Annotated in this window: 6 protein-coding genes; 2 read left to right on the top strand and 4 right to left on the bottom strand. The window is 70.4% G+C overall.

From position 1 onward, the window contains the following. From PCA_RS05100 to PCA_RS05085, 4 genes are all read right to left on the bottom strand, one after another. A partial coding sequence (locus PCA_RS05100) for a histidine kinase (protein WP_255436671.1) occupies positions 1-900 on the bottom strand: 900 nt, incomplete at its 3' end. Further along, on the bottom strand, positions 897-2,120 hold the full coding sequence (locus tag PCA_RS05095) for a sensor histidine kinase (protein WP_181301503.1): 1,224 nt from the start codon (positions 2,118-2,120) through the stop codon (positions 897-899). The genes PCA_RS05095 and PCA_RS05100, both read right to left, overlap by 4 nt. A 20-nt stretch (positions 2,121-2,140) precedes the next feature. Further along, complete coding sequence (locus PCA_RS05090) at positions 2,141-2,929, bottom strand: ABC transporter permease (RefSeq protein ID WP_181301502.1); 789 nt, start codon at positions 2,927-2,929, stop codon at positions 2,141-2,143. Further along, positions 2,929-3,837, bottom strand: a complete 909-nt coding sequence (locus PCA_RS05085; protein ID WP_181301501.1) for an ABC transporter ATP-binding protein — start codon at positions 3,835-3,837, stop codon at positions 2,929-2,931. The genes PCA_RS05090 and PCA_RS05085 overlap by 1 nt, the downstream gene beginning before the upstream one ends. Positions 3,838-4,169: 332 nt before the next feature. Between PCA_RS05085 and PCA_RS05080 the strand changes: the two genes are divergently transcribed. Beyond that, on the top strand, positions 4,170-5,666 hold the full coding sequence (locus PCA_RS05080) for an aminotransferase class III-fold pyridoxal phosphate-dependent enzyme (protein WP_181301500.1): 1,497 nt from the start codon (positions 4,170-4,172) through the stop codon (positions 5,664-5,666). A gap of 190 nt (positions 5,667-5,856) precedes the next feature. After that, entirely contained in the window at positions 5,857-6,240 is a 384-nt protein-coding gene (locus tag PCA_RS05075; protein WP_181301521.1) for a PsiF family protein, read from the top strand. Positions 6,241-6,296 lie beyond the last annotated feature (56 nt).

Raw genomic sequence — 6,296 nt, 5'->3', positions numbered from 1 at the left:
TGCTCGACCTGCCGGCGGAGACCGAGGCGTCGCTGGCAGGTCGAGCACGGCCGGCGTACCGGCCTCGAAGACGATGTTTGCGGATTCCAGCATCAGCCGCGCGGAGATCAGCTCCGCGGCAAGGTCGCTGCGCCGCATCCCGGTGACGGCAGCCCGCACCTCGGCCAGCGCGTGGCGCGAGACGCGCTCCACCTCCTCCATCTCGCGCTGCGCGCGCGGCGGGTCGGCCAGCGCCAGCTTGCGCGCCAGTTCGGACTTCAACGTCACCAGCGACAGCGTGTGGCCCAGCAGGTCGTGCAGGTCGCGGCCGATGCGCTCGCGCTCGGCCAGCACCGCCAGCCGGCGTATCTCGTCCTGCGACAGGCGCAGCGCGGCGCCCTTTTCCTTGTTGATGCGCTCGACCATCACGATCACGCTGATCACCAGGACCGACGCCGGCATGATCACCATGATGCTGACCGGATAACCGATCCACCATGTCAGCCCCACCAGCACGACGTTGAACAGCAGCAGCTGGACCAACTGGCTGCGCAGGGGCATCCGGCAGTGATTCAACATCACGCAGGCGTAGACGAAATAGCTGAGGCCGCTGGGATACCAGGGCAGCAGCACGAAACACAGTGCCGCCATCGCCCAGGCGTAGCGATGGGCAGTGCGCCGCGGCGCCAGCTGGATCTTGGCGACCAGCAGCAGGAACAGCGGGAAGGACCCCAGCGTGAACAGCAGCCAGGCGACGGTGTAACCCTTCACGCCGCCTTCGAACAGCGGCGTGATGAAGATCCACACCGACCACAGCAGGTGCACGCTGTCCGCCCAAGGCGACTTGCCGCTGCGGATGTCGTCGGCCACGCCGGAGTCCGGCGCAGGCGTGAACCAGCGGGCGAGGAAGGCGGGCATCATGCGACGCGACCCGGCTGCGGCAACCAGTCGATTGGCGTCGCGGGCATGGGTTCCGTCACGCCGCCCGGTTCCCGTGGAAGCTGCGGCGGCAGCGGCACCTCGATGCACAGGCGCGTGCCTTCCCGCGGGGGCGAATCGATGTGCATCGTGCCGCCCATGGCCTGCACCCGCTCGCGCATCCCGGCCAGGCCGTTGCCGCACGCGCCGACGCCGCCGCGGCCGTTGTCCTCCACCTGCAGCCGCAGGCGTTCGCCCTCCACCGTCAGCGCCAGCCTCGCCTGCGTGGCCTGCGCATGCCGGGCGATGTTGGTGACCGCCTCGCGCAGCACCAGCGCCAGGCCATGCTCGATCTCCGCCGGCAGCGCCGACGGCAGCGGCGCGCATTCCAGCCGCACCAGGGAGGATTCCAGCAGCAGGCGCGCCGAGGCCAGCTCCTCCGCCAGGTCGGTGGCGCGGATGCCGCTGACCGCGCTGCGCACCTCGGCCAGGGCATGGCGCGCCACGCGCTCGGCCTCCTCCAATTCGCGTCGCGCGGCGTCGTGATCGCGGTCGAACAGCTTGCGCGACAACTCCAGCTTCAGCGTGATCAACGACAGCGTGTGTCCCAGCAGGTCGTGCAGGTCGCGGCCGATGCGCTCGCGTTCGGCGGTGGCGGCCAGGCGCCGCACCTCCTCGTGCGAAAGGCGCAATTCGATGTCCTTGCGGCTGCTGACGCGCCCCGCCAGCGAACCGAGGCCCACGCTGGAACACACGCAGACCACCATCAGCAGCACGTACCACGGCCAGTGCAGCAAGCGCACTTCCAGCAGCAGCGAAGTCTGGATCAGCACGATCCAGCAGACGCTGGCGACCACCGAGCGCTCGTACGGCACGATCGCGCAGGCAAAGACGCCATAGGTCCAGGCGCCCGGATTCCACGGCACGGACAAGCCGGCCAGCACGGCCATGGCGCCGGCCCAGGCGCCCGCTTCGCGCGCCGGCCGCACGAACGACAGCAGGAACAGCAGCAGGAACACCGGGTAGCTCAGCCCCAGCGACCACCAGAAGCCGGCGTCGACCCCGGAGAATGCCGGCGTGATGAACACCCAGAACGACCACAGCAGGTTGAGCGCCTGCAACCGCGGTGCACGCCCGGCCGCGCGCAGCCTGGCCACCGCCGAATCCGGCGCCGGCCGCAACCAGGCGGGGTAGCGCAGGCGCTGGAGGCTCGCATCGCTCATGCCGGCATGCTACCGCCAGTTCAGCCGTACCGCCGCAGGCGCCGGGCCGCCAGCAGCAGGAACACCACGGCAAACGCCAGCAGCGCCAGCACGTGGGGCAGCAGCGGACCGGAACGCAGGCCCACCGCCGATTGGGTGAGCTGGTTCAGGTGGTAGCTGGGCCACACCGGCGCGATCTGCTGCAGGACCCTCGGCAGCATGCCCAGCGGCAGCCACAGCCCGGACAGGAAGGCCATCGGCAGATAGACCAGGTTGAGCAGGCCGGGCGCGCCCTGCCCCTTGATCAGCGTGCCGACGAACATGCCCAGCGCGCAGAACGGCAGCACGCCCAGCACGCCGATCGCCAGCATCGCCAGCACGCGCGGCGGACTCAGCGACACGCCGCCCACGGTGAGGCCCAGCGCCAGCAGCAGCACCACCACCAGCGCGGCGACGACCATCGCCATCGCCATCTTGCCGATCAGGTAGGCGCCCGGCGGCATCGGCAGACTGCGCTTCAGGGTGAGCAGGCCGCCCTCGCGTTCGATCGCCAGCGACGCGCCGAAACCGAACAGGCCCGGCCCCATCACGCCGAACGCGGTGTAGCTGGCCAGCAGGTAGTGCGAGGCGTCGCTGCCGGGATGGTTCAGCAGCACGCCGAACATCAGGTAGAACACGGTGGAGAACAGCGTCATCGGCAGGACGAACGACGGCGCCCGCAAATAGCGCAGGCATTCGCTGCGCGCCTCGGCGAGGTAGGCGCCCAGCACCCGGCCGGGCGACATGGCGGAAGCGGCGGCGTTGGCCGGCACGGCGGCAACGGTATTCATCAGGCGGCCTCCTGCGTGGCGGCGGGATCGCGGGTGAGTTCGGTGAATGCCTCGGCCAGGCCGGCGCGTTGCACCTCCAGCTCGGCCAGCGCGGGATCGGCGTCCAGCAGCCGGCGCACCACGGTTTCGGCCCTGGCGGTGGCGATCTGCAGGCGCCCGCCCTGGCGCGTGGCGGACGCCACCTCCGCCCACGCGGCGACCGCGTCGGCGTCGAGGTCGCACAAGCAGCGGATGCGGGTGAGCGCGACGCGCTTGCGCAGCTCGTCCACGCTGCCCTCGCTGAGCACGCGGCCCTGGCCCAGCACCACCACGCGCTGCGCCAGCGCCTCGGCCTCCTCCAGATAATGCGTGGTGAGCACCACCGCGCAGCCTTCGTCGACCAGGCGGCGCATCGCCGCCCACAGCTTCTGCCGCGCGTCGATGTCCATGCCCACGGTGGGTTCGTCCAGGAACAGCAGCTCGGGCCGCCCGCACAAGGCCAGCGCGAACTGCACGCGCCGCTGCTGGCCGCCGGAAAGCTTGCCGTAGGGCCGCAGCAGCAGGTCGGCGACGCCGGCCAGCGCGGTAGTCTCGTCGAAGCCGCGCGGGTTCGGGTAATAGCTCATGGTGAGGCGCAGCAGCTCGCCCACGCGCAGCGTGGCGGGCAGGTTGGCCGACTGCAGCATCACGCCGATGCGGCGGCGCGCCTCGATGCGCTGCGGGTCCAGCCCGAACAGTTCGGCGCGGCCCGCGTCGGGCCGGATCAGCCCCAGCAGCAGGCCGATGCTGCTGCTCTTGCCGGCGCCGTTGGGGCCCAGCACGGCCAGCAATTCGCCAGGCCGCACGGCCAGATCCACGGCGTCCAGCGCCGTGAGGGAACCGTAGCGCTTCACGGCGGCGACAAGTCGGGCGACAGCGGTGTCGTTCATGGTGCTCTCCTCCTGCCCTGCAGCCTAGGCACGGGGCCGGCGTGGCCCCAGTCGCCGCCGTCAGCCATCGCGGATGACAGGCGTCATCTCCACCCCAAAAGCGCGCCCGGCTGCGCGCTCCGGCCGGTGCAGCCGTCACCCGCACCGGTCCCGCCGGAAGCGCCCGGGGGTACCGGGCACTGCGCCCGCGCGTTATCCTCGGCGTTCGTGGACGCGCAGCCTGCCCCCGTCGAACCGGGTCATGCGCCGCGGGAGCCCGCCTCCCCCACGCATTACACGTCGGCCTGCTTCGCGCTGGGTGCGAGGCGTCGGCGGATTTCGAGGAGAAAACCATGGGTCTGATCGAACAGCTGCGCGAACTGCGCGAATTCGGCGGCAAGCCGCGCACCACCGGCCTGGACGACGCCAGCATCGAGCGCATGGCCGCAGCCGATCCCATGCTGGGTGAAGCGGTGGCCGCAGCGCTGGCGCGCCATCGCGAACTGCGCGCGGAACTGGGCGACTTCCTGAAGCTGGACGAGGCCGAGCAACTGGCGCAGGCGCTGGCCGGTTTCGTCAACTTCTACCCCGACGACGCGATCAACCCCTACCTGCCGGCCGCGGCGCGCGGCCCGTGGATCGTCACGCTGAAGGGCGCCGTGGTGCACGACAACGGCGGCTACGGCATGCTGGGCTTCGGCCACAACCATCCGGCCATCGACGCCGCACTGGCGCGCCCGCAGGTGATGGCGAACGTGATGACGCCCAGCGTCTCGCAGCTGCGCTTCGCCGAGGCGCTGAACCGCGAGCTGGGGCGCAATCGCGGCGGCAACCCGTACGTGCGCAGCCTGTGCCTGAACTCGGGCTCCGAAGCGGTGGGCCTGGCCTGCCGCATTGCCGACGTCAACGCCAAGCTGATGACCGACGCCGGCGGCCGCTACGCCGGACGCACGATCAAGCGCGTGGTGGTGAAGGGCGCCTTCCACGGCCGCACCGACAAGCCGGCGCTGTACTCCGATTCATCGCGCAAGACCTACGTGCAATACCTCGCCAGCTACCGCCACGAGGACAGCGTGCTGGTGGTCGAGCCGTACAACGTGGCCCAGCTGGAAGCCGCGTTCGCCGACGCCGACCGCCACGGCTGGTTCATCGAGGCGATGTTCCTGGAGCCGGTGATGGGCGAAGGCGACCCCGGCCGCGCCGTGACGCCGGAGTTCTACGCCGCCGCGCGCCGGCTCACCGAGGCGCACGACAGCCTGCTGCTGGTCGACTCGATCCAGGCCGGCCTGCGCGCGCACGGCGTGCTCTCGCTCACCGACTACCCCGGCTTCGACAAGCTGCCCGCGCCGGACATGGAAACCTTCTCCAAGGCGCTCAACGCCGGCCAGTACCCGCTGTCCGTGCTGGCGGTGAACGAACGCACCGCCGGCCTGTACCGCAAGGGCATCTACGGCAACACCATGACCGCGAACCCGCGCGCGCTCGACGTGGCCCTGGCCACGCTGGGCGAACTCACCGATGCCGTGCGCGCGAATATCCGCGCCCGCGGCAAGGAGTTCGTGGACAAGCTCAACACGCTGAAGGACGAGCTGGGCGGCCTGATCACCAAGGTGCAGGGCACCGGCCTGCTGTTCTCCTGCGAACTGGCGCCGCAGTTCAAGTGCTACGGCAGCGGCTCGATCGAGGAATACCTGCGCGAGCGCGGCATCGGCGTGATCCACGGCGGCGCGAATTCGCTGCGCTTCACCCCGCACTTCAACGTCACCAGCGCGGAGGTGGACCTGGTGGTCGCACACGTGCGCCACGCCCTGCTGGAAGGCCCGCGCAAGAGCGAAAGCAAGGCCGCCTGACCCCGCTCGCGCTGCCTGCCGAAGCTGAGCCAATGCTTTGGCGGGCAGCCGCCCCGGCTGGCGCAGTCAGACGGCGTTGACCTAGATGAATGCGGATTGCACCGGACTTTTTTGCGACGCCCACGGCGCGCCCCGACCGGCTATAGACTGCGCACGCCGGCAGCTGCCGGTCACCATGGGAGGTCACATCATGTCTTTGTCGATACGCACGCTTGCCGTCAGCGCCGCCATCGCCCTCGCGGGCACCGCCTTCGCGGCCACCGCCGCTCCGGCAGCCCAGGCCGCGGCAACGGCCCCGGCAGCCAAGAAGGAAATGACCGCGCAGCAGCAGCGCATGACGGACTGCAACAAGGAAGCCACCGGCAAGAAGGGCGCCGAGCGCAAGGCCTTCATGAGCTCCTGCCTGAAGGGCGAGTCTGCCGCCGCTGCCGCACCCTCCGCCAAGGAGACGCAGCAGGAACGCATGAAGTCCTGCAACGCCGAAGCCAAGACCAAGGCTCCGAAGGGCGCCGCCCACAAGGCCTTCATGAGCAATTGTCTGAAGGGCGACGGCGCCGCTGCCGCCGCTCACTGATCCGCTTCGACCCGACGCCGATCCACCGACGTCATCGCCCCTGCCCGACGGCATCG

It is taken from the genome of Rhodanobacter sp. PCA2, from assembly GCF_013620825.1.
GTDB lineage: Bacteria > Pseudomonadota > Gammaproteobacteria > Xanthomonadales > Rhodanobacteraceae > Rhodanobacter_A.
This window is presented reverse-complemented; position numbering and strand designations above follow the sequence as displayed.

Coding starts and splice junctions, on each gene's coding strand:
- PCA_RS05095 (WP_181301503.1), bottom strand. CDS start 2,120: ATGAGCGATGCGAGCCTCCAGCGCCTGCGCTACCCCGCCTGGTTGCGG.
- PCA_RS05090 (WP_181301502.1), bottom strand. CDS start 2,929: ATGAATACCGTTGCCGCCGTGCCGGCCAACGCCGCCGCTTCCGCCATG.
- PCA_RS05085 (WP_181301501.1), bottom strand. CDS start 3,837: ATGAACGACACCGCTGTCGCCCGACTTGTCGCCGCCGTGAAGCGCTAC.
- PCA_RS05080 (WP_181301500.1), top strand. CDS start 4,170: ATGGGTCTGATCGAACAGCTGCGCGAACTGCGCGAATTCGGCGGCAAG.
- PCA_RS05075 (WP_181301521.1), top strand. CDS start 5,857: ATGTCTTTGTCGATACGCACGCTTGCCGTCAGCGCCGCCATCGCCCTC.